The sequence below is a fragment of the Geobacillus sp. LEMMY01 genome, assembly GCF_002042905.1.
Lineage (GTDB): Bacteria > Bacillota > Bacilli > Bacillales > Anoxybacillaceae > Geobacillus > Geobacillus proteiniphilus.
Genome location: NZ_MVKA01000019.1, coordinates 45618 through 68029 on the forward strand (window position 1 = coordinate 45618; position 22412 = coordinate 68029).

Below are 22412 nucleotides of genomic sequence, written 5' to 3' on the forward strand. Positions count from 1 at the left end.
TGATATACATAGATAAGAGAGAAAGAAAGGGCGGGGAAACGCATGAACGAAAAAGCGGCCTTCTTGCCGGCGTTCATTCAAAGCTATTTTATCGCCGTCGGCGTGCTGCTTGGCGGCGCCATCATCGGCGCGCTCGGCGCGTTTTTGAGCGGCGGCCAGCCGTTGACGGCCATGTACCGATTTGCCGGCGATTTGCGCATTTGGGCGGTCGTCGCCGCCATCGGCGGGACGTTTGACACGTTTTACGTCGTTGAGCGAGGGCTGTTTTTAGGGGAAACGAAAGACATCGTGCGGCAATTTTTGCTCATTTTGTCCGCCATGGGCGGAGCACAAACCGGAGTGGCGATCATTACGTGGCTGACGCAGGAGCACATTTCGCCATGAGAATTCCTCCGTATTACCAACACCCGTCATGGCAGCGCTTTTTCGCCGGCGCGGCGATCGGAGCGCTCATCAGCTGGTTTGTCTTTTTGTATATTTTCGGCGTCTTGCAGGAAAAACAAGTGCGGCACGTCAATGAGCTCAACGAACAGATCGCCGATTTGCAAAACGAAATTCGCATTTGGCAGGAAGACTATATTCATTACAATAAGGAAATGAAAAAAAAGCTGACCGTGCAGGACGTTTCCGTCCATCTCGCCAACGCCGAGCAATATAAACTTGATTCATACACGACTTTTCGCATTGAAGACAGCGTCAAAGAAGATTTGTCCCATTTGATTACGAAAGATATCGAAACGGTGTACAACAGCCGCGAACTGATTGAGCGAGCAATTGAAAACAAAACGTATACGATCCACGAGAAGCAATACCGGCTTGAACTTCACACACTCACGATCTTTACCTTGTTGGCCGTCGAAGTCAAACTGACGCCGCTTCCGTAGAGAGCGCCTTGCCGCCCCATTCCGCCGTAGCGATGCCAAACAAGCGCGTCTTGCGGGAAAAGAGGGTGTCCCGAAAGCCTTCGGGACACCTTTTCTTATCAACATGGCGCTTCACTTAAACAACAACTTTTTAAAACCACCCGTTTCCGTCATCGCTCAGCCCGACAGACCGCTTTCACGTCTTCAATCACGCGATCGGCTTCTTCCCAAGAGGCAATGGACGCGCCGGCTGCGAGCGGATGGCCGCCGCCGCCGTAGCGTTTGGCGACCACATTGATAACCGGCCCTTTGGAACGGAAGCGGACGCGGATTTCCCGTTCTTCCTCAATGAAAAACACCCAGGCGACAATGCCGTCAATATTGCCGAGCAAACCGACGAGTTGCGACGCCTCAAGCGGGGTGACGCCGTATTCCTCAAGCAGCGCCCGCGGCATTTTCACAGCCGCCACCCCTTCCTCGATCGTAAAGTTCGACAGCACATAACCGCTTAAGCGGGCGAGCGGTAGGCTTGTCCGGTACAACCCATCGTACAATTCCGTCAACGAAAAGCCGTACGAAATGAGCTCCCCAGCGTAGCGGAACGTTTTTTCACTTGTGCGCGGAAACAAAAAGCGTCCCGTATCGCCGACAATGCCCGCGTAAATGAGACGCGCCGCCTCAGCGGTCATCGTCAATCCTTCCTCTTTTCCCGCCAAATAAAACTCATAAATCATTTCGCTTGTCGAACTGGCGGCGGTATCGACCCACATAATGTCGCCATACGGCGTGTCGTTCGGGTGATGGTCAATTTTCACCAGCTTTCGCCCGAGCCGGTAGCGGCTGTCGCAAATCCGCTCCTCATTGGCTGTATCGCAGACGATCACGAGCGCTTGCTCGTACACGGAATCATCAATGACATCCATGTTCCGCAAAAACGACAGCGACGGATCGTCCGTTCCGACCGCGTACACCCTTTTTTTCGGAAACGACGCCGCTAGCATGGCCGCCAACCCGCCTTGCGACCCGTACGCGTCCGGGTCCGGGCGCACGTGCCGGTGGATGATGATCGTGTCAAATTCACGAATCGCATCAAGAATTTGTTGATGAACCGGTTTCATTCGTTCTTCCCCTTTTTTGTCACCTGTCATATTCAACCGCTGGCATTTTTCCCTGCTTCTATGTACAATGAAAAAAGAAATGAACAACGGAGGGATCAACCATGCCAGCCCTGGTTATTTTCATTATATTTTCCTTTTCGTTTTACGTCTATTATAAAATCCGCTACGTCCGCTCCCAGCGTCCGATGGAACGCCGCTTTCTCTCGGCGAAATCGAGCATGGCGCTTGGACTGTTCGTTGCCTTGTTCGGGATCAACCAATTGTTTTTGTATCAGACAACCGTGACGTACATCATCTCCGCTATTTTTATCATCTTAGGCTTTGGCAGCGTTTGGGCCGGCTACCGCGCCTACCGCTACTATCTGCCGCAGGCGGTCGAAGAGGCAAAGGAAGCGGCAAAACAAGGGTAATGCCGTTTGGCGTATGCGCCGGCCAACGATAAAGGAAAAGGATGTTCCAATAAGGAAGTGGACATCCTTTTTTGCCTTTACCGTTTATCGGTCGATCAGCTGGCACATCATCATCGCTTTGCCGACAAGATCGCCTTCGTTATACACTTCGACATCCACTTTCCCGAACTTGCGCCCGAGCTCTAAAAGCTTTGCCCGCACGTCGACCGTGCTGTCGATTTGCACCGGCTTGATGAAGTAAATCGTGATATTTTCCATCACCAAATCGCCGCGTTTGTACGCGCGAAGCATCCGCGCCGCCGCTTCGGTGACGATCGTCGTAAACACGCCGTACGAGAGCGTCCCTAAATAGTTCGTCATTTGCGGGGTGATCGTGCAGCGAAACAACGTCTCTTTGTCGCCTGACTCACGAAACTGGGCGGTGATGAGATCATCGATCGTCTCCCCGACTTGCGGCTGGCGCTGCGCCATTTGCAGCGCTTTTAACACGTCTTGGCGGCTGATGATCCCTTGCAGCCGGTGATGGTCATCCACAACGGGAAGGAGTTCAATTCCTTCCCACACCATAATGTGGGAGGCAAAGGCGACTGACGTTTTTCCGTTCACCGTAATCGGCTGCTTCGTCATCACCTTTTCAATCGGCAGCTGCCGGTCCATATCGAGCACGTCTTTTGCCGTTACGACCCCTTGCACTTTCAGCTCATCATCGACGACCGGGAATCGGCTGTGGCGTGTTTCTTTGTTCAATGCATACCACCGCTCGACGGGATCATCGACGCGCAAGTACGCAGTTTTTTCAAGCGGAATGATAATATCCTCAACCAATACGATCTCTTTTTTAATCAGCTGGTCATAAATCGCCCGGTTGATCATGGTCGCGACCGTAAACGTGTCATAGCTCGTCGAAATGATCGGCAGCTGCCGCTCATCGGCGAGCTTTTTCACGTGGTCGGCCGTATCAAACCCGCCGGTGATGAGCACCGCCGCCCCCGCCTGAAGCGCCAGCTCGTGCGCCTTCGTCCGGTTGCCGACGATAAGCAAATCCCCTGCGCCCGTATAGCGCATCATCGCCTCCAGCTGCATCGCACCGATGACAAAGCGGTTGAGCGTCTTATGCAGCCCTTCACGTCCGCCAAGCACTTGGCCGTCCACAATGTTGACAACCTCGGCGTACGTGAGCTTCTCAATGTTTTCCTTCCGTTTCTTCTCAATCCGGATCGTGCCGACGCGCTCAATCGTGCTCACATACCCTTTGTTCTCAGCGTCTTTAATCGCTCGGTACGCCGTTCCTTCGCTTACGCCCATTTCCTTGGCAATTTGCCGAACGGAAATTTTCTCGCCGATCGGCAGCCGGTGGATGTATTCCAAAATTTGTTCATGTTTTGTCGCCAACGGTTCTTCACCCTTTACGCGTTGTTACTTTATATTATAACGGCGGAGCCGGCGGGGGTTCAACGGTCGCGTCGGCCATCATAAAACGCCCTTCCCGCTTTGGGAAGGGCGCCTCTGTTACAGCTCAATGCTTTCCCCCGGTTTCAACGCACGGCCGACGCCCGGCGGGAGAAGCGAAACGAACCGCTCGGGGTCTTGGGTGATCGGCGGGAACGTGTTGTAATGGATCGGCACGACGAGTTTCGCCCCGAGCCACTCAGCGGCGACCGCCGCGTCTTCCGGCCCCATCGTGAAGCTGTCCCCAATCGGCAAAAAGGCGACATCGATTTTATGGCGCTCGCCGATCAGCTTCATGTCGGAAAACAGCCCGGTGTCGCCGGCATGATAGATCGTTTTGCCTTCGGCCATGAACAAAATGCCGGTCGGCATGCCTAAATAAATGATTTGCTTGTCGCCCGTCACAAACCCGGAGCTGTGAAACGCCTGCGTGAACTTGACGGTGCCAAAGTCAAATTCGCGCGCCCCGCCGATGTTCATGCCAAACGTCTCGACGCCTTGCCAGCTTAAATACGTCGCCAGCTCAAACGTCGCCACAACGAGGGCGTTGTTCCGCTTGGCGATCTCAACCGTATCGCCGACATGATCCCCGTGCCCGTGCGTCAACAAGATGACATCTGCCTTCACATCCGCTGCGTTCAAATCGGTCGTCGTATTGCCGGTGATGAACGGATCGATCAAAATCGTTTTTCCGTTCGTTTCAATGCGGACGACCGAATGGCCATGGTAGCTGATTTTCATCGTCACATCTCCCCTTTCTACTACACATGATTCGCCGCCGCCCATCCATTTCCTTCTTTTCCCGCCTGTCCATTTACAAGCGGCCCGTTTCTTGGTACGCTCAAAATGGACGATCACGAAAAAAGGAAGGAAGGGAACGATGAACAAACGGCTGCAAGCATTTTCCTCTTGGCTTCAACAACAACATAGTTCATTCGCCTTCATCACGTCAAGCGCCAACGTTTTTTATTTGAGCGGATTTTGGTGCGACCCGCACGAACGGCTGCTGGCACTTTTGGTCTTCCCTGACGGCGAACCGGCGCTCGTCTGTCCGCAAATGGAAATCCCGCGCGCCCGCCGGAGCGGCTTTGGGTATACGGTGATCGGCTACGACGACAGCACCGACCCATGGGAAGAGATCCGGCGCCATCTCGAAGCGCGCGGCATCAAGGCCGTCTCGATTGCCGTCGAGAAACACGATTTGTCGTTCGCCCGTTTCGAGCGGCTCTCGGCATTGTTTCCAAACGCCAAGTGGCACGACGCCGAAGAAAAGCTGCGCCAGCTTCGCCTGATCAAGGATGAGCAGGAAATGAAGGTGTTGCGCCAGGCGGCGGAACTTGCCGACAAAGCGGTCGAAATCGGCGTCTCCGCCATCCGCCCGGGCGTGACGGAGCTCGAACTTGTCGCCATTATTGAATATGAGCTGAAAAAACTCGGCGTCGAAGGGATGTCGTTCCCCACGACCGTGCTCACGGGCGCAAAATCAGCCGATCCGCACGGCGTGCCGGGAACAGCGGCGGTCGCACCAGGCGATTTCGTGCTGTTCGATTTAGGCGTCATCGTCGATGGGTATTGCTCCGACATTACCCGCACCGTCGTCTGCCAGACGGCAAGCGACGAACAGCGGCGCATTTACGAGACCGTCCGGCGCGCCCAGCAGGCGGCAATCGATGCCTGCCGCCCGCAAACCGCGATGGGCGAGATCGACCGCGCCGCCCGAAACGTCATCGACCAAGCCGGCTACGGAGAATATTTCACCCACCGCGTTGGGCACGGCTTAGGGATCGAGATTCATGAATACCCATCGCTTCATCACGCCAACAACGAACCGCTCGTCCCCGGCATGGTGTTCACGATCGAACCGGGCATTTACGTCCCATCCATCGGCGGCGTGCGCATTGAAGACGACGTCGCGATCACGGATCATGGGGTTGACGTGTTGACGTCGTTTTCGAAGGAGTTGATCATTGTTTAACGAGAGAGGTCATTGGCAAAAGCTACCGCGAATGAGCGCATCAAAAAAGCTGGCCATCGGTTTGCCGCAAAGCCCGGATGGACAGCTTTGTTTTCTCATTGACATCAAGGCGCCTCAATCTTCATTGTTTCATCCCTGTAGCAACGAATGAACATCCGTATACGGCATGTTGTGCGCCGCCGCCACCGCTTCGTACACGATGTGCCCGTCAAGCGTGTTGATGCCTTTTAACAGCGCCGGGGTGTCGAGGCATGCGGCGCGGTAGCCTTTGTTGGCGATTTGCAAGGCGTATGGGATCGTGACGTTCGTCAAGGCAAACGTCGACGTGCGCGGCACCGCGCCCGGCATATTGGCGACCGCGTAATGAACGACGCCGTGTTTGACATAAATGGGATCGTCGTGCGTCGTGACGCGGTCGGTCGTTTCGAAAATGCCGCCTTGGTCAATGGCGACGTCGACCAACACCGAGCCTGGCATCATCGAGCGCACCATCTCTTCCGTCACAAGCTTCGGCGCTTTCGCCCCCGGGATCAAGACGGCGCCGACGACCAAATCCGATTCGCGCACGCATTCGGCGATATGATACGAGTTGGACATCAACGTCGTCACTTGGTCGCCGAACAAATCATCGAGCTCGCGCAGCCGCTCGGCGTTAATGTCTAAAATCGTCACGTCCGCCCCGAGGCCGACTGCGATTTTCGCCGCGTTCGTCCCCGCTGTGCCGCCGCCGATGATCGTCACTTTGCCGCGCCGCACCCCGGGCACGCCGCCAAGCAAAATGCCTTTCCCGCCGTGCGGCTTCTCGAGAAACTGGGCGCCGACTTGCACCGACATGCGGCCCGCGACTTCGCTCATCGGCGTCAAGAGCGGCAGCGAGCCGTTCGAAAGTTGCACCGTCTCGTAAGCGATGCCGACCACTTTTTGCTCGACGAGCGCTTTCGTGAGCGCCTCAGCCGCCGCCAAATGCAAATACGTAAACAAAATCAATCCTGGGCGAAAATAGCGGAACTCCTCAGGCAGCGGTTCTTTCACTTTCAACACCATCTCCGCCGCCCAAGCGTCTTCCGCGTTCGGCACGATCACTGCCCCGGCTTTTTCATATTCAGCGTCAGAAAACCCCGACCCGGCGCCGGCTTCCGTCTCCACATACACGTCATGCCCCGCTTTGACGAGCGTCATCACGCCAGCCGGGGTGATGGCGACACGGTTTTCATTGTTTTTGATTTCTTTTGGAACACCAATTTTCATGGCCGCTTTTCCTCCTTTTTCCTTTCCGTTCTTCCCTTATTGTTCCCTGTTCAACCGGAAAGCAATCAGAAAAGCGGCTGAAGATTCTACTGAAAAAAATGGCGGTAGATGACGTTCTCTCCGCCGGTGACGTCAATGACGGCGCCCGTGATGAAATCCGAGTCGTCCTCGCATAAAAACGCGATCACGCGGGCGATATCTTCGCCAGTTCCCGGGCGCCCGACCGGCGTTTCCGCATCCCGCCTGGCGCGGGCGTCGGCGATCCCCGCCTCTTTCATGGCGCCGACAATGTTGCCTGGGCACACCATATTGGCGGTAATGCCATATTCCGCCTCTTCAAGGGCGATCGTTTTCGTCAGCGACACAAGCCCGACTTTCGCCGCGCCGAACGCTGAGCGGTGCACCCAGCCTGGGGCATCCGCCGCTCCTTGAAACCCGTACGTAATGATGCGGCCAAACCGCTGCTTTCGCATAATCGGGATCGTCCGCCTCACTAAATGGAACACCGAGCTCAAATTGCCTTCAATCATTTCGTACCATTCGTCTTCCGTATAATCGGCAAGCTTTTTCCGCTCGAAAATGTACGGCCCCGCGTTGTTGATGAGGCAGTCAATGCGGCCGAACCGCTCCATGGCGGCGTCAACAAGCGCCGCCAAATCGTCTTTGTTCGTCACATCGCCGCGCACAAACTGGAGGCGGTCAGCGGCGCCGCGGTACTTCTCCACAAGCGAGCGCACCGCCTGTTCATCGCTCCGGTAGTTCACCGTCACCGAATAGCCTTTTTCAAGCAGCAGCTCCGTCACTTTTCTCCCCAACCCTTTCGCTCCAGCCGTAATCAAAGCGTGCCGCACCGTTTCCCCTCCTTCTCGTCATTCGCTGTCTTCATTTTTACTTTACTACAAACAGGAGCGAATACAAAAAAAAGAACCATAGCTCGTTGGCGCTATGGCTATTCGCCGACTTCCCGGCGCGGGTCGTAATATGATTCATCCTCGTCAACAATGCCGCTCTCATACGACTCGGTAATTTGCTCGGTGATCGTCCGCACTTCCTCCTCGTCGTACTGCCAGTCGTTATACCGCTTTTCCATTGCTCTTCCTCCCCTGTTCACAAAATCTCAATATATGGCCTAGTTTCTCGTCAAAGGGCGATGGGTATACCATATATAGAGATAGCATTTTTATCCAAAGGGAGGGGAGAACATGACAATGACCTACCAAACGATCGTCGTCGCCGTCGATGGGTCGAAAGAAGCGGAATGGGCGTTGAAAAAAGCGATCCAAATCGCCAAACGGAACGGAGCGAAACTCATTTTGTCCCACATCATCGATTTGCGCGGGTTCACAACCGTTGAAGCGCACGACTACGCCCTCGCCGAACGGTCGGAACAATATGCGAACGAGCTGCTCGAACGGTATAAAAACGAGGCCATCGCCGCCGGGCTCGACGATGTGGACATCGCGGTCGAATTCGGTTCACCGAAAGTGAAAATCGCCAAAGACGTCGCTCCGAAATACAAAGCCGATCTCATCGTTTGCGGGGCGACCGGTTTAAACGCTGTCGAACGGCTCTTGATCGGCAGCGTTTCCGAAAACATCGTCCGCCACGCGAAATGCGATGTGCTCGTTGTAAGGACGCCGAAAGAATAATGTCTTCGTCACATGAAACAGATGGACCGAAAAACTTCCTTGTCCGATGCGAAAACATGTGACGGTCAAAAAAGAACACCCCGCCATTACGGGGTGTCAAGTATCTCTTTCGCTTTGTCAATCGCCGCACGCACTTCAGAGAATCCGGTGCCCCCGGCGCTGTTGCGGCGGTTGACGGCCGTGCGCGGGTTCAAGGCGTCATAAATATCGTCTTCAAACAGCGGCGACGCTTCCTTATACACCTCAAGCGGCAAGTCGGCCAAAAAGACGCCTTGTTCGATGCAATGCAAGACGAGCTTGCCAACGATTTCATGCGCCTCGCGGAACGGGACGCCTTTCGCGGCCAAGTAATCGGCGAGCTCGGTCGCATTCGAAAAGTCTTGTTTCGTCGCCCGCTCCATCACGTCCGTGCGCACGTTCATCGTTTCGATCATGCCGGCAAAAATTTTCAACGAACCGACGACTGTCTTCACTGTATCGAACATACCCTCTTTATCTTCTTGCATGTCTTTGTTGTACGCGAGCGGCAACCCTTTCATCACCGTCAACATGGCCATCAAGTGGCCGTACACCCGGCCGGTTTTGCCGCGGATGAGTTCGGCCATGTCCGGGTTTTTCTTTTGCGGCATGATGCTGCTGCCGGTCGCGAACGCATCGTCAAGCTCAATGAACTGGAACTCTTGGCTTGACCAAAGAATGAGCTCTTCAGCCAACCGCGACAGGTGCATCATGAGCATCGAGCTGTTGCTTAAAAACTCGATGATAAAATCGCGGTCGCTCACGGCATCGAGGCTGTTTTCGTAAATATCGGCAAAGCCAAGGAGCTCCGCCGTCCGATGCCGGTTGATCGGAAACGTCGTCCCGGCGAGCGCTCCGGCGCCGAGCGGCGACTTGTTGATGCGCTTTTGCGACTCAGAAAACCGCTCATAGTCGCGCTCCAACATCCAAAAATAGGCCAGCAGATGGTGGGCGAACGAAATCGGCTGCGCCCGCTGCAAATGCGTATATCCAGGCATGATCGTTTCGACATGCTTCTCCGCTTGAGCGACAAGCGCCCGCTGCAGCCCGCGGATGAGACCGAGAATCTCTTCAACCCGCTTGCGCAAGTATAGATGCATATCGGTCGCCACTTGGTCGTTCCGGCTCCGTCCAGTGTGCAGCTTGCCACCGACCGGTCCGATGTCGTCGATGAGCATTTTTTCAATGTTTAAATGAATGTCCTCGTAGGCAATGGAAAATTCGAGCTCCCCTTGCTTCGCCTTTTCCAACAGGCGGATCAGCCCGCCTTTGATCTGCTCCACATCGTCTTCAGGCAGGATGCCGCATTCGCCAAGCATCGTCGCATGGGCGAGGCTGCCTTCAATGTCTTCTTCAACGAGCTCTTGGTCGAATGGGATCGACGCGCCAAACTCGTCGACCCATTCTTCCGCTGTTTTCGTAAACCGTCCGCCCCAAAGCTTTTTCACCAATCTCGTCGCAGAGGAATGCGACTTCCTCCTTCCTTTCATGAAGTTTCCTTCACTTTCCTTCATTGGCCGATCGGCACCGACGCCTTGTTTTGCTTGTTCACGATGCTGTGCACTTTCGTCGGCAGGCCGTACAGCGAAATGAATCCGACCGCCGCTTGATGATCAAATTCGTCGTCCGCCGTGTACGTCGCCAATTTTTCATCATAGAGCGAGAACGGTGATTTGCGCCCTTCGACGATCGCATGGCCTTTAAACAGCTTCACGCGCACGACACCGGTGACGTTTTTCTGCGTTTCTTTCAAAAACGCGACCAACGCGTCTTTCAGCGGCGAGAACCAAAGGCCGTTGTAAATGACTTCGGCGATTTTTTGTTCGATGAGCGGTTTGAAATGGGCAACTTCTCTCACCAATGTCAAGTCTTCAAGCTCTTTATGCGCTTTAATCAGTGTCATGGCGCCTGGGCATTCGTACACTTCGCGCGACTTGATGCCGACGAGGCGATTCTCGACATGGTCGATGCGCCCGACGCCATGCTTGCCGGCCAACGCGTTCAGTTCCAAAATCAATTGCGCAAGCGGATACGCCTTCCCGTTTAACGTCACCGGCACGCCTTGTTCAAAGCCGATCTCGATGACATCCGGCACATCCGGCGCGTTCTCAAGCGAAGCGGTCAGCTCATACGCCTCTTCCGGCGGCGCAGCCCACGGGTCTTCCAAAATGCCGCACTCATTGCTTCGTCCCCACAAATTTTGGTCGATGGAAAACGGGCTGTCAAGGTCAACTGGAATCGGAATGCCGTGTTTTTTCGCGTATTCGATTTCTTCCTCGCGCGACCAGCTCCACTCGCGCACCGGGGCGATCACTTCCAAATCTGGATTGAGCGCTTTGATCGACACTTCAAAGCGCACTTGGTCGTTCCCTTTCCCCGTGCAGCCGTGAGCCACCGCCACCGCGCCTTCGAGCTCGGCGATTTCAACGAGTTTTTTCGCGATGAGCGGACGCGACAGCGCCGAGACGAGCGGATATTTCCCTTCGTACAACGCGTTCGCCTGCAAGGCGATGAGCGCATACTCGTTCGCAAACTCGTCTTTGACGTCGATCACGTACGATTTCATCGCGCCGACTTTGAGCGCTTTTTCTTTCACGAAATCGAGGTCTTTCCCTTCGCCAAGGTCCAAGCAGCACGCGATCACATCATAGCCGCGCTCCTGAAGCCACTTGATCGCTACTGATGTATCTAAACCGCCAGAGTATGCCAGCACCAATTTCGGATTTGTCATGGTCGTTCTCCTCTCCTGTCACATAAATATACTTAAACATAAATAAATATTCAAATTTAATACATTATCACTTTATCAGCTTTCGGATCATTTTTCAATACACATTCATAAAAAAGCATAAAAATTCCACCACGCTCTAAGGGGACGTTTCGTATAATAGAAGAAAAGGAGGCCATGAGGATGAACGGCATCTTCATCGAAGACAAACGGCTCGGCATCCGCCTGCCGCATCTGGACAAGCCTTGGGAAGACTACAGCCCAAACGAACAAGAGGCGATTTTACTGGAATGGGAAACGATCCGCGGCTTGATCCCCGACCGCATCGCCGAACTGGAGCGGGAAATCAACGAAAAACAAGACGCACTCGGCCAAGAAGCGGATTTCGCGCGCTCGTGCCAGCTCAATGCTGACATCGCCGAACTCGCTTCGATCGTCAACGATTTGTGGATTTGGTATCGCATTGCTCCATCCGTTTCATCGCGACACGGAAAAAAGCGGGTCGAAAAACCATAACACCCCATAACAAATGAGCGCCGATGCCGCTTATCCCTTTTTGAAGACGGCAGACAAACCATGCGGCCCGATTTTGACCAGAAGATCGGGGATTGATGCGGCGGATTCCGTTGCGATGACGAAGGATACGCTGTCGCAAACGAAAGCTTTCTTCGCGATTGAGAGGAGCGCTCAAGCTGGGGAGCTCCTCTTTTTTCATTCTATCCCCTTTCTCAAATGGTTTCCATTTATTATCCTTAAAAAATATATTGAATTTTATTTCTATTTGAATTATTATTGATTTGACTCCTTTTCACACAACGGAGGGATCAGACATGGCCAACAATCTATCACCTGCCTCACTCATTCAATCATTTTCTTGGGATCAGGCATTCGCTCATTACGACTGGGATCCCCGCAGCCGCTTCAACGCCGCCCACGAAGTATGCGACCGGTATGCCGAGGATCCGAACCGCATTGCTCTGTTTTATGAAAACGCTTTAGGAGAGCAAAAAACGATCACCTATCGGCAATTGCGCGATTGGTCCAACCAAATGGCGAACGTGTTCCGCAAGCTGGGCGTGAAAAAAGGGGATCGCGTCTGCGCGCTGATGCCGAAAAACCCGGCCCTTGTCGTCTACATTTTGGCGGCTTGGAAAGTCGGCGCCGTGTATGTGCCGCTCTTTACCGCGTTTGGTCCGCAGGCGATTGAATATCGCATCAACCATTCCGAGGCGAAAGTCCTCTTGACGAACAAGGAACAGCGCGCCAAACTGCCGCCGCGGGACAACATGCCGACATTGGAACACATTTTTGTCATTGACGGACCGTCTCATGATCAAGACCAGCCATTTTGGGAAACGCTTTCGAAAGAGTCGACTGAGCACTCGATCGAAGAAACGACGGTCGACGATCTGCTCGCGATTCAGTATACGTCCGGCTCGACCGGGATGCCAAAAGGCGCCATGTGGCCGCATAACGTGCTCATCAACATTTATCCGTATATGCGCTATGCGATTGGCCTGCGCGATGACGATGTCTTTTTCGGCGGGGCGGATCCGGGCTGGGCGTACGGGCTGATCTTTTGCACCTTCGCGCCGATGGCCTTTGGCGTGCCGATCGTCTTTTACGAAGGGCCGTTTAAGCCGGAGACGTGCTATTCCTTGATGGAAAAATACCGGGTGACCAATTTCGCGTCCGCCCCGACCGCGTACCGGGCGATGGCGGCGGCCGGCGCGGACGTCATTCGCCGCTATCAACTGAACGTGCGCGCCATGAGCTCGGCCGGCGAGCCGCTCAATCCGGAAGTCATCCGCTTTTTCCAAGAGCACGTGGGCGTTACGATCCATGACCATTATGGCTTGTCGGAAACGTTGATGCTGATCGGAAACTTCAACGCCGCCGAGATGGAAATCCGGCCAGGCTCGATGGGATGGCCGCTGCCGGGCTTTGACGTCGCCCTGCTCGATGAGAATGGAACCCCAGTCGCCGACGGCGAAGTCGGACAAATTGCCTTTAACACCGACTCGATCCCCAACGTCTTTAAGGGGTATTGGAAAGACCCTGAAAAAACCGCCGAGCGGCTCGTCGGCAAGTGGTTTTTGACCGGCGATTTGGCGACAAAAGACGAAGACGGGTATTTCTGGTTCCAAGGACGGGCGGACGACATCATCTCGAGCGCCGGCTACCGCATCGGGCCGTTTGAAATTGAAAGCTGCCTCCTTGAGCATCCGGCTGTCGTCGAAGCAGCCGCCGTCGGGAAGCCGGATCCCGTCAAAGGGGAAATCGTCAAAGCGTTTGTCGTGCTCAGAGAAGGCTTTGCGCCGTCGGACGAGCTGGCCGACGAGCTGTCCTTGTTCGTCAAAACGCGCTTATCAAAGCATGAATACCCGCGCGAAGTCGAATTTGTCGCCGAACTGCCGAAAACGCCAAGCGGAAAAATCCAGCGGTTCATCCTGCGCAATCAAGAAAGGGAAAAGCAGAAAAAAGCCTAACCCATAAAGAGGATGCCCCGGCAACGGGGCATCCTCTTGGCCGTTATGGCTCATCGTTTCCGATGCCCAAGATCTTCTTTAAAACGGAGCAATAGTTCTTCACTTCCTTTTCATTGATCTCATAGAGGTGATAACCGTTTTCTTTCCGCTCCATGATCAGATTGGATTGCTTCAGGAGATTTAAATGCCGTGAAACGGTAGCAACCGTAATATTTAACTGATCGGCCATCTCCTGCGACTTCATGTTTTCTTCATTCGCAATAAATGACAATATTTTCATCCGAACGATTTCAGACAATGATTTGGCAATATCGGCAACATACTGAAGCTGCTCCTCATCATATCGGATCTCCATCCGATTTCCGCTCAAGGAAAGCTCTTTCCCGTTTATATAATGCCTTATATCATAAATAATATGAAGTTCACCGAGCCCCCAAACCAAAATAAATTTCGGTGACACAAAATACGAGGGATACAGTTTGATCAACTTCGTCTCTTTCGTCGGAAACTGTTCTGGGATTGGGTAATCGTACAATAGTTTTCGAACCATTTTCTCAATCCCCGACTGGTTGAGTTCCGCTCTCAATCGCTCATTCGCCTGATCCCAAAGAGGGGACAGGATTGGCTCAATATGGACGTAGCATTGCTGATAAAAATGTTCCCAAAGATAGGTCAGTTCCTGCAAATATTGCTCATAGTTCTGCGCGAATTCAAGCTGTTCGGCATTCACAAATCCGCCCAACGACGTGATTTTCGAGCGAATTTCATCGAACGGGGAAGCGGTTTGCGTTAGACAAATCTCGATCTCCTTTTCAGACAAGTAACGACCGAATAAATAATACAAAAACTCATACTGGGACACACGGTCGATATATGCCATGAGTTGAGAAAAGGTATGAGGAGCAGGCAAATCGACCAAAAATTCTGCGAGCTGTGCCCCATACTCATACCGACCGTAAAATTTTTTCAGCAACGATTCATGTTCCCGAAAAAACTGCTCAAAACGAGCAACCGGGAAATGAGGTTCACCATCCATTTTTCCCGATGAAATGTAACACTTCCTTAAACACGCCATCATTTCAAATAAAGAAGAGGTCGATAGTTCTACTTTACAATGATGGTTCACTTCTTCCATTGTGTATACAGCCATTCGACATCCCATACTTTCTGTTTTTATTCATGAACAATTTGATACTTCAACTGATCAACAAAATTGTCGCATAACCGCTGGCATTCTTCAACTGTCGACGAACAAACAATCACATGACCGGAGCGCGTATAAGAGTCCACCGTTTTCTTTATATGATCCCCTACTTGATAGTAGATGGCCCAATCTCGGATATATTCTCGATTGACTTCTGTGTCAAGAGAGATTTGTCGCAACATGCCCTCTGGAAACATAAAGAACTTGACAAGGCTTGCTTTTTTATAAATCGGTTTTACATCGGGCGGCATTTGGTTCATATAAGATAAAATTCCTAACTCATACTGGTTGAAACCAGACGCTAATTGATGTAAATAAGGGATAAAATCTCCCCCCGGTCTCGTATGCATTTCAATCACCACTGGTCTATCTTCTTCCACATCCCATTTAATCTCAATATGCCCCGGTCCATATTGGACATTCAACAAATGCAACGCTTTCATCACCACTTGTTCGATTCGTTCGACTTTCTGTTGTTCCAGTCTCGCCGGCACAATATGCCCAGTCTCTATAAAGTGAGGTTTTCCGGTTGTTTGTTTTTCGGTTATTCCTAAAATGAAATGGGTTCCTCTCCAAGATACCGTCTCCACACTATATTCCGGGCCTTTAATATACGGCTCCAAGATCCACTCGTGAGGATGATCTTGATTTCTCTTTAACCATTTTTCCCACTCCTGTTGATTGGAAATATAATCAACCTCTTTGCTTCCAAATCCGTCAACCGGTTTGATGATGGCCGGCCTTGAATATGGAAACTGTTTAGGAAGAACAGATACCTTGCCACTCACAACGTCTAATCGTAATTCCGGATCCTTCCGCAAAATCTGGCGCATCAATCCTTTATTCCTCGTATTCACGACCGTTTCGAGCGAATTCGTTGGTAATCGCAACCTTTCACTAATATAAGCAGCCGTCTCTAGCCCTAATTCTGTAAAGCTTACGACGAGCTCCACTGTTTGATATAAACTCATGATTTTCTCAACAGTACAAAACACCTCTGTTTTCTCTGCAATGTCACGAACATAAAATACAACTTCGGCCAACTGCGCTATTTCCTTATCAATGCTTGAGTACCGATCCGCGACAATAATGGGTTTGAGTCCACATTGAAATGCTGCTTCCGCTCCATAACGGCTTGCCCCTAAAATGATGATGGATTTATTCATGTACAATCCCCCATTCCAATCGATCCATCGCCTCTTGTGTCGAGGAGATCGCGTTTTCCATACTATCGCCTTCTGCCATGACAAACCCTAACCTTTGGTAGCTGCTTTTAATTCCATTCGCCTTAAACGGCAACTTCCCTATACTTATCCTTTTTACTCCTGCTACTTTTTGCGCTTCCTCCATTCCCCTAACCGTTTGATATATCCCCTGTTCAACAGGCAGGACAAACTTAATGGCGGCATAGCGTTGTCTAGTGATCGTTACCTCTTCATATGTCCCGATTGATTGTAAAACAACATGTCTAACCATATCCACCCCTGTAGCGAATTCTACTAATTCGGGGATGCAGTCACCAGCCAGTCTAGGATTGACTTCAACCAAATATAAGTTGTTTCCGCGAACAAAAAATTCTATATGAGCCGCTCCATAGTTTAATCCCAATAAGTCCAGCAGTTTTTTGCATCTTTCTTCTAAATCGGAAAAAGGATTTAGTTTCGGACCCGTTACATGTCCACATTCAACGGCATGAGGACCGTACGTTTCTTTTTTCGTAACGGATATTAATTTCCAGCCATCAACTGTGTATAACATCTCGGCTGAAAATTCTTGTCCTTCAATCCATTCTTCAATCAGCCATTTCCTGGCCAGTTCGTATCCGCGTTCATTACGCTGTCTTTGCCATTCGTGGCGCAGGGACAGTTCTAAATCACGACGATTTTGACAAATCGTCACCCCATTACTTCCACTATCATCTACAGGTTTGATGACACAAGGAAACGAGATCTCCAAATTTATGATTTCGTCAGGATGATGGATGATATGGAAAGCAGGTTGCAAAAACTCTCTAAAATGTTGACTTTTTAGATAAGTTCTCATTATATGTTTATAACGAGCCCTTTTCAATGCTTCGATATCGTGACCCCTCACTCCCAAATAACTCGCTAATTCAGCAACTGGAATCAAGTGATAATCATCAAAAGCGAGGATTCCGGCAAATTTCACCTCAGAGCGTGCCAGTTCTTCTTTCATTCGATTCGTATCATACGTATTGATGATGACGACTTGATCAGCGAAGTTCAGCGGATGGTCATCTGTCATTGCGTTATATTGTTCTAAGTCCATCGTCCAAAAATGGATTTTATAACCTAGTTGTTTAGCGATTTTCATCGCCTTCGTACCGGTACCTGTTGTATTCGTCTCGACAAATAACAAGTGCATCATCGACAGTCCTTTCTCTCTACTTGATTTTTATTCGTGAAGAAAGACATTTTTCTATATGGCAGCTGAAACATATAGCCAATAAAAATCACAATGCCTATCATGGTCAAGTAGAAAAAGGTTTGATGTCCAACGTACTGATATAAATTCAAACCAACGAATCCACCGATAGACTCCCACATTCCCCAAAGCACCCCTGATATTCCGAAGGCCCATGAAGAGCTTAACACCCCCTTTTTTTCTACAATCTGATGATCAATCGTAGGAACCCAAATGATTTCTGCGATGCTGAATAGGATCACGCTAACAAAGATGATCCAAAAATGATGTGAAATCCATAGCAAGAAATAAGATGCAGTGATAAGCACCAAAGCCAGCGCGTACCAATACTCCATTTTCCATTTCGGCTGTATTTTTGGATAGAAACCTTGAAGTGCAATAATCGTCACCGCATTCACCGTAAAAAACAACCCAATCGTTTTTCCTGAAAAATGTTGAGAAACGACAACAGGAAAAGTTGTAAATAGTTGTGTGTACAAAAACCAAAATAACCCTGAAAAAGCAATAAATCTTATAAATATAAAGAAATGCGGGTCCGATCTGCTGTTTTTCACAAATTGTACGATATTGATCCCCTTCTCTGCATCCTCAATGGTGATGCGAGGCAATAGCAACGAAACCCCCCCGGCCAAAACATAACAAACAATCGCCGCAATGATGATACCAGAAGAATTCCAGTCCAATAACCATCCACCTAGAAAAGGACCAATGGAAGCACCGACGTTGACAGCGATGTTTAATAACGCAAAAGCCTGCAGCCTCTCATTTTCCTCTAATAAGGAAATATGTGTTTTCAAGCTTACATTGTAAAGCGAGATCGATATCCCCAATAGCAACACGATCACGAATATCAATGTATAAGAATGAATGATCGTTAACATTGTTAGCAACAAAGCGGATCCCCATAGACCAACGATAAGACTGTTTTTGATCCCAAACTTGTTGACAACTCCCCCAACCAGCACATTACCCGCCTTCGATACAAACGTAAATGCCGCCACTGCCAAACTGGTTTCCGTAATATCCAGATCTTTCATTTTAACTAGCCATAAAGAAAGCAGCGGAACATACACAAAAAAACCAACGGAATTGAAAACCCTGATGCCAAACGTCAAAATTCCCTCATTCACCTTAGGAAACATACATGACCCCTCTCGTCAACTCTTTGCATACTGCTTCAATAATATTAGCTGCTTCATCTATATCTTTTTCATTAACATTTCTACTAACCACAATCCTTACTTCATCAGATAACCAAGGAAATAAAAGCAAGCCTTTTTTCTTGCACCTATCGACAAACTCAAATGAACTTATATGAAAGTTATTCACATGAAAAAAGATCATATTTGTTTCAACAGCACGAGGATCAACATACAGCCCATCTATTTTCGATAACATCATTGCTAATTTTTTAGTAAGCAGATGGTCTGTACGCAAATGGGATATATGATGTTTTAAAGCATACAGTGCCGCAGCTGCATACATACCTATTTGATGAAACCCGGCTCCAAATTGTTTTCTGTAAATCCTAGCTTTGCTGATCACTTCTTTTCTTCCCATAAGCATCGACCCAAATGGAGCACCAAGTCCTTTTGCAAAACATACACTAAGTGAATCCACAAATTTTGCATAGTCCCTTAATGGAATGTTCGTTGCTACGTGTGCATTAAACAACCTTGCTCCATCCATATGTAAAGATATATTCTTCTCTCTCGTAAACCCATATAGTTGCTCAATTACTTTCAGAGGGAATATTTTCCCTTGATAATAATTAATGGTGTTCTCAATGGAAACTAATTGAGGGTGAGCGTAAAAAGGACCTCTAGGTTTAGAATGAATTAACTCCTCAACATGTTCGACTCTTAGGATCCCATCGGCTGTTCTGCATGTATGCAAAACGACTCTACTTAACATGGCAATCGAAGCACTTTCGTAAAAGTTTATATGATAGTTTGTTTCTGTAATCACTTCATTCCCTTCCGTTACTTGTGACTTTATAGCCAATTGATTAGCCATTGTACCTGTCGGAACAAACAGAGCATCCTCCACATGAAACAATTGTTTGCAATATTCTTCCAATTCAATAACACTGCTGTCCTCTACATAACAATCATCACCTACCAAGGCATTGGCAATAACATTTCTCATTTCCTCTGTAGGCAAGGTCAATGTATCGCTTCTCAAATCAATCATCGAATGCACCCCCTAAAATTACGTAATTACGTAATTACGTAATTACGTAATTAATGTTACTATTAATTTATTTTTTTGTCAACATTAATAAAAAAGATGTGTTCGGCTCTTCACCAAAACACAGGGGGTTTTGAGAAAATCTCCAACCTCTACACGTGAGGACAAATGGTAATTAGATGAATATTTGCTGTCTTTGTAAAGAAGCTAAATCGTAGGATGCATAAGGACACGAAGTCGAATTTGTCGCCGAACTGCCGAAAACGCCGAGCGGAAAAATCCAGCGGTTCATCCTGCGCAATCAAGAGCGGGAAAAATGCATCAAGGCTTGATGAATGAAAGAGGGTGTCCCAAAAGGATCGGGACACCCTTTCTTATTACCGTATATAGGTATAAAACAATCATTAAGAAACAATATGTTGTGTTTTGTTAAGGAAAATGACCCTTTTGGGTCAGCCCCTTTTTCGCTTATCTTCTCCTTTCGTCAACGCGTCTTCGCTGCTTCTCCCTATCCTTCCGAATCTCCCTCACCACATGCCCCAATTCTGGCAAAATGAGCTTCGTCATCGCGAGGCGCACAGCGCCGGTGGAGCCGGGGGTGCAAAAGACGGCGGTGTCCATCGCCACGCCGGCGATGGCGCGCGACAGCATGGCGGCCGGGCCGATGTCTTCGGTGTAGCTTAGGAAGCGGAACAGCTCGCCAAAGCCGACGAGTTCTTTCTCAAGCAGCGCTTTCACCGTTTCGATCGTCACGTCGCGCTTGGCGATGCCGGTGCCGCCGTTCGTGAGCACCGCATCGACATCGGCGCGGCGGCAGCCGTCCAGCACCGCCTCGCGAATGGCGTCCGCTTCGTCTTTGACGACCTCATAGCTGACGACCTCATGCCCGGCTTCCGTGAGCAGCTCGATCATCAGCCGGCCGCTCCGGTCGGTTTCCTCCGTTCTCGTGTCGCTGATAGTGATGACTTTGCAGCGGACGGTTTGGGGAGCTTCTTGTTTATGGGCAGCTGTGCTCATCGATTCATGCTCTTCCTCTCCTCTCTTTGTTTCTATCGTACACTGACGAAATGTTCTTCGCAAACCATTTGTAGATTAATAGACAGAATTGTTATAATATTAACACATAATTAGAGAGAACCGCCCTTTCTTTCGGCAGCCCAGCTATGTTTATTGACCTCTCTAAGGATGGCAAAGAAAAAGCAGTGGAAAAAAGGAGGGGAAAGCGAATGCGCCTTAGCTTATCCGACAAATTAGGGACGATTTTGCAAGAAGGTTGGACGATCATTCGGCAGCATCGGGATGACATCCTGTCCGCTTGGCTGGATAAGTATGACGAACTCCAAGACAAGCAGCACGCCGTAGCCCAATCTCTGAAGCTTGCCATTGATGCTTTCTCTTCCCAATGGCTGAATCCGGTCGATGACGCCGGCGAGTGGCTGGCCGCATTGCGGCGCGAGTGGGAACGATGGGCTGGCGAACTGTCGCCAAACCAAGCGACCGTCATTTTGACCATAATGGAAAATGCGATCCATGAAACGATTCAGTCGTTAGGCATCACAGAATTCCGTTCCCACCAAGCCATTCAATACTTTTTTTCGAAACTTCATGAGTCGATCAACTCTTCTGGCTGTATGGAACCCGATTTGGACCGTTTTCTTGGGCAGCTCGCTTCCTTCAAACAGCTTCCCATCGCTTGGATCGCTCGGCTCGCCAAAGCGGGAGACGGAAGCTTGTATGTGGAAAAATGGTACGGAGACGCCAGCCCTTCTCTAGTCGAGAAGGTGAAGCGAAGCGAAACGATTTTTTCGCTATGCGAGCTCATTCTTTCCTGCATGGGAGAGGAAGGAAAGCGCCGGCGTCTCGTTCCCCTTCCCTGGGGCGATTCCACTTTTCTCGTGTGCGCGGAAGAAGAGGAGCGCCTTGTCATTCCGTTTTTTTTGCACTCTCTCGAACAGTTCCATGCCACTCGTGCGGCAACGGCCCGTACAAAAGAGCAAGCTCTTTGGAAAGACGCGGCTCTGTTATTCGACCAATGGATTATGCGGGCCAAATCACTGCATCAAGCGGTCGAATATATTTCATCGGGGTTTGTCGCGTACTTGCCGTTTGAGCGATGTGCGCTGTTCGCCTACTCGAGCACCAATGAAAGCGGTTTCGGACTGTACGGCTACCAGCTGGACAATAACCAAATCAAAAGCATTCATGAACATATCGACAGCCTTCCTGTCATCAAACAGTACATCCAACAGTTGCAATTGCTTGGCCGCCATATGACGAACGCGCCGCCCATTTATGTTCCCCGCGCCTCTCAAGGGTTGCCGGCGAAATATGTAAAACAGTTCCAGCTGGAGTCGATCGTCATCGCCCCGATCTACGTTCCGTCAGAAAACCGTCTCATCGGCGCGGCCATTTTGGATTGCGGCCCGAGAACGCCGTTTCAATTGTCAAATCACGAGTGTTGATTATCCATTATTTTACTAAAAAACACAGAATCATATGGCTGAACACAAGCTTTTCTGCCTCTTCCCTCGAACAAGAACGCCGGAGGGTGTCCCAAAAGTAACGGGACACCCTTTCTGATCACCATATATACACGAAAAACGCCCKAACAAAACTATATATTGTA

At 50.4% G+C, this 22412-nt stretch carries 22 protein-coding genes; 8 read left to right on the forward strand and 14 right to left on the reverse strand.

The genetic code is table 11. The features are described 5' to 3' along the window. Window positions 1-42: 42 nt before the first annotated feature. Together ytrH and ytrI are read left to right on the forward strand one after the other, a co-directional pair. Window positions 43-384 carry a sporulation membrane protein YtrH gene (gene ytrH / locus B1A75_RS10635; protein WP_011232219.1) on the forward strand — a complete coding sequence of 114 codons (342 nt, stop codon included), beginning with the start codon at window positions 43-45 and terminating at the stop codon, window positions 382-384. Further along, a complete protein-coding gene (ytrI, locus tag B1A75_RS10640) occupies window positions 381-884 on the forward strand; it encodes a sporulation membrane protein YtrI (RefSeq protein ID WP_074043372.1) in 504 nt (167 codons plus the stop codon). Before ytrH ends, ytrI begins: the two co-directional genes overlap by 4 nt. A gap of 149 nt (window positions 885-1033) precedes the next feature. Here the strand turns inward: ytrI and B1A75_RS10645 are convergent, their stop codons facing one another. Then, window positions 1034-1981: a DHH family phosphoesterase gene (locus B1A75_RS10645; RefSeq protein ID WP_074043373.1), complete on the reverse strand. Its 948-nt coding sequence runs from the start codon at window positions 1979-1981 to the stop codon at window positions 1034-1036. Between the two features lie 101 nt (window positions 1982-2082). Between B1A75_RS10645 and B1A75_RS10650 the strand changes: the two genes are divergently transcribed. Further along, on the forward strand, window positions 2083-2391 hold the full coding sequence (locus B1A75_RS10650) for a YtpI family protein (RefSeq protein ID WP_074043374.1): 309 nt from the start codon (window positions 2083-2085) through the stop codon (window positions 2389-2391). 84 nt (window positions 2392-2475) lie between these two features. Here the strand turns inward: B1A75_RS10650 and B1A75_RS10655 are convergent, their stop codons facing one another. Then, window positions 2476-3783: a CBS domain-containing protein gene (locus B1A75_RS10655; protein WP_074043375.1), complete on the reverse strand. Its 1308-nt coding sequence runs from the start codon at window positions 3781-3783 to the stop codon at window positions 2476-2478. 117 nt (window positions 3784-3900) lie between these two features. After that, window positions 3901-4581, reverse strand: a complete 681-nt coding sequence (locus B1A75_RS10660) for a metal-dependent hydrolase (protein ID WP_074043376.1) — start codon at window positions 4579-4581, stop codon at window positions 3901-3903. 139 nt (window positions 4582-4720) lie between these two features. On the opposite strand from B1A75_RS10660, the gene B1A75_RS10665 reads away from it, so the two are divergent. Next, window positions 4721-5815 carry a M24 family metallopeptidase gene (locus B1A75_RS10665; protein ID WP_074043377.1) on the forward strand — a complete coding sequence of 365 codons (1095 nt, stop codon included), beginning with the start codon at window positions 4721-4723 and terminating at the stop codon, window positions 5813-5815. A 129-nt stretch (window positions 5816-5944) separates the two neighbouring features. Here the strand turns inward: B1A75_RS10665 and ald are convergent, their stop codons facing one another. The 3 genes from ald to B1A75_RS19910 form a co-directional block, all read right to left on the reverse strand. Then, window positions 5945-7063 carry an alanine dehydrogenase gene (ald, locus tag B1A75_RS10670; RefSeq protein WP_074043378.1) on the reverse strand — a complete coding sequence of 373 codons (1119 nt, stop codon included), beginning with the start codon at window positions 7061-7063 and terminating at the stop codon, window positions 5945-5947. 86 nt (window positions 7064-7149) lie between these two features. After that, entirely contained in the window at window positions 7150-7914 is a 765-nt protein-coding gene (locus B1A75_RS10675) for an SDR family oxidoreductase (RefSeq protein ID WP_079936172.1), read from the reverse strand. 98 nt (window positions 7915-8012) lie between these two features. Next, a complete protein-coding gene (locus B1A75_RS19910; protein WP_011232228.1) occupies window positions 8013-8153 on the reverse strand; it encodes a hypothetical protein in 141 nt (46 codons plus the stop codon). 112 nt (window positions 8154-8265) lie between these two features. Here B1A75_RS19910 and B1A75_RS10680 point away from each other — a divergent pair, with 112 nt between their 5' ends. Continuing rightward, window positions 8266-8712 carry a universal stress protein gene (locus tag B1A75_RS10680; protein WP_021322122.1) on the forward strand — a complete coding sequence of 149 codons (447 nt, stop codon included), beginning with the start codon at window positions 8266-8268 and terminating at the stop codon, window positions 8710-8712. 86 nt (window positions 8713-8798) lie between these two features. Here the strand turns inward: B1A75_RS10680 and argH are convergent, their stop codons facing one another. Both argH and B1A75_RS10690 read right to left on the reverse strand, forming a co-directional pair. Further along, the gene (gene argH / locus B1A75_RS10685; RefSeq protein WP_079936173.1) at window positions 8799-10178 is read right to left on the reverse strand and encodes an argininosuccinate lyase; all 1380 of its coding nucleotides are present in this window, start codon (window positions 10176-10178) and stop codon (window positions 8799-8801) included. A 62-nt stretch (window positions 10179-10240) separates the two neighbouring features. Next, window positions 10241-11461: an argininosuccinate synthase gene (locus B1A75_RS10690; protein ID WP_079936174.1), complete on the reverse strand. Its 1221-nt coding sequence runs from the start codon at window positions 11459-11461 to the stop codon at window positions 10241-10243. A 180-nt stretch (window positions 11462-11641) separates the two neighbouring features. On the opposite strand from B1A75_RS10690, the gene B1A75_RS10695 reads away from it, so the two are divergent. Further along, window positions 11642-11974, forward strand: a complete 333-nt coding sequence (locus B1A75_RS10695; RefSeq protein ID WP_079936175.1) for a hypothetical protein — start codon at window positions 11642-11644, stop codon at window positions 11972-11974. Between the two features lie 314 nt (window positions 11975-12288). Continuing rightward, window positions 12289-13947 carry an acetate--CoA ligase gene (locus B1A75_RS10705; protein ID WP_079936176.1) on the forward strand — a complete coding sequence of 553 codons (1659 nt, stop codon included), beginning with the start codon at window positions 12289-12291 and terminating at the stop codon, window positions 13945-13947. 43 nt (window positions 13948-13990) lie between these two features. Here the strand turns inward: B1A75_RS10705 and B1A75_RS10710 are convergent, their stop codons facing one another. The 6 genes from B1A75_RS10710 to B1A75_RS10735 all read right to left on the reverse strand — a co-directional run bounded on the left by B1A75_RS10710 (window position 13991) and on the right by B1A75_RS10735 (window position 20803). After that, window positions 13991-15097: an ArsR/SmtB family transcription factor gene (locus tag B1A75_RS10710; RefSeq protein ID WP_063330156.1), complete on the reverse strand. Its 1107-nt coding sequence runs from the start codon at window positions 15095-15097 to the stop codon at window positions 13991-13993. 23 nt (window positions 15098-15120) lie between these two features. After that, window positions 15121-16317: an ATP-grasp domain-containing protein gene (locus tag B1A75_RS10715; RefSeq protein ID WP_079936177.1), complete on the reverse strand. Its 1197-nt coding sequence runs from the start codon at window positions 16315-16317 to the stop codon at window positions 15121-15123. Beyond that, window positions 16310-17539, reverse strand: a complete 1230-nt coding sequence (locus B1A75_RS10720; protein WP_063330154.1) for an ATP-grasp domain-containing protein — start codon at window positions 17537-17539, stop codon at window positions 16310-16312. The genes B1A75_RS10715 and B1A75_RS10720 overlap by 8 nt, the downstream gene beginning before the upstream one ends. Continuing rightward, a complete protein-coding gene (locus B1A75_RS10725) occupies window positions 17536-18738 on the reverse strand; it encodes an MFS transporter (protein WP_079936178.1) in 1203 nt (400 codons plus the stop codon). Before B1A75_RS10725 ends, B1A75_RS10720 begins: the two co-directional genes overlap by 4 nt. Beyond that, window positions 18728-19789 carry a threonine aldolase family protein gene (locus B1A75_RS10730; RefSeq protein ID WP_079936179.1) on the reverse strand — a complete coding sequence of 354 codons (1062 nt, stop codon included), beginning with the start codon at window positions 19787-19789 and terminating at the stop codon, window positions 18728-18730. The genes B1A75_RS10725 and B1A75_RS10730 overlap by 11 nt, the downstream gene beginning before the upstream one ends. 465 nt (window positions 19790-20254) lie before the next feature. Then, the gene (locus B1A75_RS10735; protein ID WP_079936180.1) at window positions 20255-20803 is read right to left on the reverse strand and encodes a MogA/MoaB family molybdenum cofactor biosynthesis protein; all 549 of its coding nucleotides are present in this window, start codon (window positions 20801-20803) and stop codon (window positions 20255-20257) included. 209 nt (window positions 20804-21012) lie between these two features. Here B1A75_RS10735 and B1A75_RS10740 point away from each other — a divergent pair, with 209 nt between their 5' ends. Beyond that, entirely contained in the window at window positions 21013-22248 is a 1236-nt protein-coding gene (locus B1A75_RS10740) for a DNA-binding response regulator (protein WP_254866624.1), read from the forward strand. The last annotated feature ends 164 nt before the right edge of the window (window positions 22249-22412 follow it).

Bases quoted from the DNA above. Each gene is read 5' to 3' on its own strand.
- ytrH (WP_011232219.1), top strand. From the start codon at position 43: ATGAACGAAAAAGCGGCCTTCTTGCCGGCGTTCATTCAAAGCTATTTT.
- ytrI (WP_074043372.1), top strand. From the start codon at position 381: ATGAGAATTCCTCCGTATTACCAACACCCGTCATGGCAGCGCTTTTTC.
- B1A75_RS10645 (WP_074043373.1), bottom strand. From the start codon at position 1,981: ATGAAACCGGTTCATCAACAAATTCTTGATGCGATTCGTGAATTTGAC.
- B1A75_RS10650 (WP_074043374.1), top strand. From the start codon at position 2,083: ATGCCAGCCCTGGTTATTTTCATTATATTTTCCTTTTCGTTTTACGTC.
- B1A75_RS10660 (WP_074043376.1), bottom strand. From the start codon at position 4,581: ATGAAAATCAGCTACCATGGCCATTCGGTCGTCCGCATTGAAACGAAC.
- B1A75_RS10665 (WP_074043377.1), top strand. From the start codon at position 4,721: ATGAACAAACGGCTGCAAGCATTTTCCTCTTGGCTTCAACAACAACAT.
- ald (WP_074043378.1), bottom strand. From the start codon at position 7,063: ATGAAAATTGGTGTTCCAAAAGAAATCAAAAACAATGAAAACCGTGTC.
- B1A75_RS19910 (WP_011232228.1), bottom strand. From the start codon at position 8,153: ATGGAAAAGCGGTATAACGACTGGCAGTACGACGAGGAGGAAGTGCGG.
- B1A75_RS10680 (WP_021322122.1), top strand. From the start codon at position 8,266: ATGACAATGACCTACCAAACGATCGTCGTCGCCGTCGATGGGTCGAAA.
- B1A75_RS10690 (WP_079936174.1), bottom strand. From the start codon at position 11,461: ATGACAAATCCGAAATTGGTGCTGGCATACTCTGGCGGTTTAGATACA.
- B1A75_RS10695 (WP_079936175.1), top strand. From the start codon at position 11,642: ATGAACGGCATCTTCATCGAAGACAAACGGCTCGGCATCCGCCTGCCG.
- B1A75_RS10705 (WP_079936176.1), top strand. From the start codon at position 12,289: ATGGCCAACAATCTATCACCTGCCTCACTCATTCAATCATTTTCTTGG.
- B1A75_RS10710 (WP_063330156.1), bottom strand. From the start codon at position 15,097: ATGGCTGTATACACAATGGAAGAAGTGAACCATCATTGTAAAGTAGAA.
- B1A75_RS10715 (WP_079936177.1), bottom strand. From the start codon at position 16,317: ATGAATAAATCCATCATCATTTTAGGGGCAAGCCGTTATGGAGCGGAA.
- B1A75_RS10720 (WP_063330154.1), bottom strand. From the start codon at position 17,539: ATGATGCACTTGTTATTTGTCGAGACGAATACAACAGGTACCGGTACG.
- B1A75_RS10725 (WP_079936178.1), bottom strand. From the start codon at position 18,738: ATGTTTCCTAAGGTGAATGAGGGAATTTTGACGTTTGGCATCAGGGTT.
- B1A75_RS10730 (WP_079936179.1), bottom strand. From the start codon at position 19,789: ATGATTGATTTGAGAAGCGATACATTGACCTTGCCTACAGAGGAAATG.
- B1A75_RS10735 (WP_079936180.1), bottom strand. From the start codon at position 20,803: ATGAGCACAGCTGCCCATAAACAAGAAGCTCCCCAAACCGTCCGCTGC.
- B1A75_RS10740 (WP_254866624.1), top strand. From the start codon at position 21,013: ATGCGCCTTAGCTTATCCGACAAATTAGGGACGATTTTGCAAGAAGGT.